At 52.0% G+C, this 1,607-nt stretch carries 2 protein-coding genes and 1 tRNA gene; 2 read left to right on the top strand and 1 reads right to left on the bottom strand.

All coding sequences use genetic code 11. The features are described from left to right. Positions 1–108 precede the first annotated feature (108 nt). Together hdhA and QEP12_RS16815 are read left to right on the top strand one after the other, a co-directional pair. A complete protein-coding gene (gene hdhA, locus QEP12_RS16820) occupies positions 109–870 on the top strand; it encodes a 7-alpha-hydroxysteroid dehydrogenase (RefSeq protein ID WP_284214978.1) in 762 nt (253 codons plus the stop codon). Between the two features lie 201 nt (positions 871–1,071). Continuing rightward, positions 1,072–1,145 (top strand) — tRNA-Gly (locus QEP12_RS16815). Between the two features lie 263 nt (positions 1,146–1,408). On the opposite strand, the gene QEP12_RS16810 is transcribed toward QEP12_RS16815, so the two are convergent. Beyond that, on the bottom strand, positions 1,409–1,607 hold a 199-nt coding region (locus QEP12_RS16810), incomplete at its 5' end, for a hypothetical protein (RefSeq protein ID WP_284214977.1).

Genomic DNA, 1,607 nt, shown 5'->3' with positions numbered 1-1,607 from the left:
CGATGAAAAACGCTGGTGAGCAATCTCTCTAGTGCTGTGAAGCTATGGCGCCAACGTGGTTTCAGCTGAAGATGGCCTGCCAAGCATTCATCTAACAGGAGGTGCGCAATGTACAACCCAGCAGATTTCACGCTAGAAGGACAGGTGGCAGTCGTGACCGGCGCCGGTATTGGGCGCGCTATCGCAGAAACTTTTGCGGCAGCAGGGGCTGCAGTGGTGGTCAGCGATTTGCAGCAGTCCACGGCTGAAGCAGTGGTCCAAGCTATTGCGCGCAAGGGCGGGCGTGCAGTGAATATTCCGTGTGATGTGACACAAGAGCACAACCTTGAAACCTTGGTGCAAGAGACCGTGGAGCACCTTGGCAAGCTCACGATTTTGGTGAGCAATGCGGGCGGCGGCGGGCCCAAACCATTTGATATGCCGATGGCTGACTTTCGGCGCGCGTTTGATCTCAACGTCTTCTCGCTTTTTCGGCTGGCGCAACTGGCAGCACCAGAGATGGAAAAAGCGGGCGGCGGTGCTATCTTGGCAATCACTTCCATGTCCGCAGAAAACAAAAACAAACGCATGGCTGCCTACGCATCGTCCAAGGCTGCCACCAGTCATTTGGTACGCAATATCGCATTTGACTTGGGAGATAAGGGGATTCGAGTCAATGGAATTGCGCCTGGCGCAACGCGCACTGCGGCCTTGGAGTCGGTTTTGAGCCCGGAAATTGAAGCAAGGATGCTGAGCCACACACCGATTCACCGTTTGGGAGAGCCGCAGGATATGGCGAATGCTGCACTTTTCCTGTGTAGCCCCGCTGCTGCGTGGATCAGTGGGCAAATCCTGACGGTTTCAGGTGGCGGAGTGCAAGAGCTGGACTGATGGGCACAACGTCCACATCACAGTTGGTACCCAAAGCTAGACCGGGTTTGTCTACCTGCCTAGGGACAGCCCAGTGTGCTGTACAACAGTTTTTTTGGATCAAGTGGGGCGGTGTTAAGATAGCGCGGTTGCTAAATATTTGCCCGCTGTAGATGGATAATTTATAGCGTTTTCTTTCTTGAAAACAAGGGCAGAGCAAATGCGGGTGTAGTTCAATGGTAGAACTTTTGCTTCCCAAGCAAATAGCGTGGGTTCGATTCCCATCACCCGCTCCATCTCAAGCCCGCTCGCGGCATGGATCTCTGTGTGCCGTTAAGCATAAAGTGGCCGCACTGGACAGCTTATGCTTTATTTCCTGTTAGGACACATTTTGCTTTATTGCAATTTTGTGTTAGGAATTTAAGACTTCAGTGCAAGCTCGTTTGAATTCTTCAGACGGGCTTTTTTTGTGCCTTAACTAAGGATGTAGACACGCAAAAAGGCCGCCTCTCTCAGTGTTGAAGGAGGCGGCCTTTGGTTTGAAGGGGTATTCGGTGGCTTAGTCCATTACTAGCTTTCGAGGATATGCGTTGTCACAGATTCCCGCAGTTGCATGCTCGCTACTTTCAATGTATTGGCGAACTTCTCGAATCGCATCCCATGTGTTGGAGATAGGGCTCAAGATTTCTGCAGGCACTAGCTTTTCAACTTCCCGCATGTTGGGCGCGATACCGTTATCTAAAAGCCAGCGGCAAGCT

This window comes from Comamonas jiangduensis (assembly GCF_030162955.1).
Taxonomy (GTDB): domain Bacteria; phylum Pseudomonadota; class Gammaproteobacteria; order Burkholderiales; family Burkholderiaceae_C; genus Comamonas; species Comamonas jiangduensis.
This window is presented reverse-complemented; position numbering and strand designations above follow the sequence as displayed.

Excerpts from the sequence above, each read along its gene's own strand:
- hdhA (WP_284214978.1), top strand. The coding sequence starts at position 109 with ATGTACAACCCAGCAGATTTCACGCTAGAAGGACAGGTGGCAGTCGTG.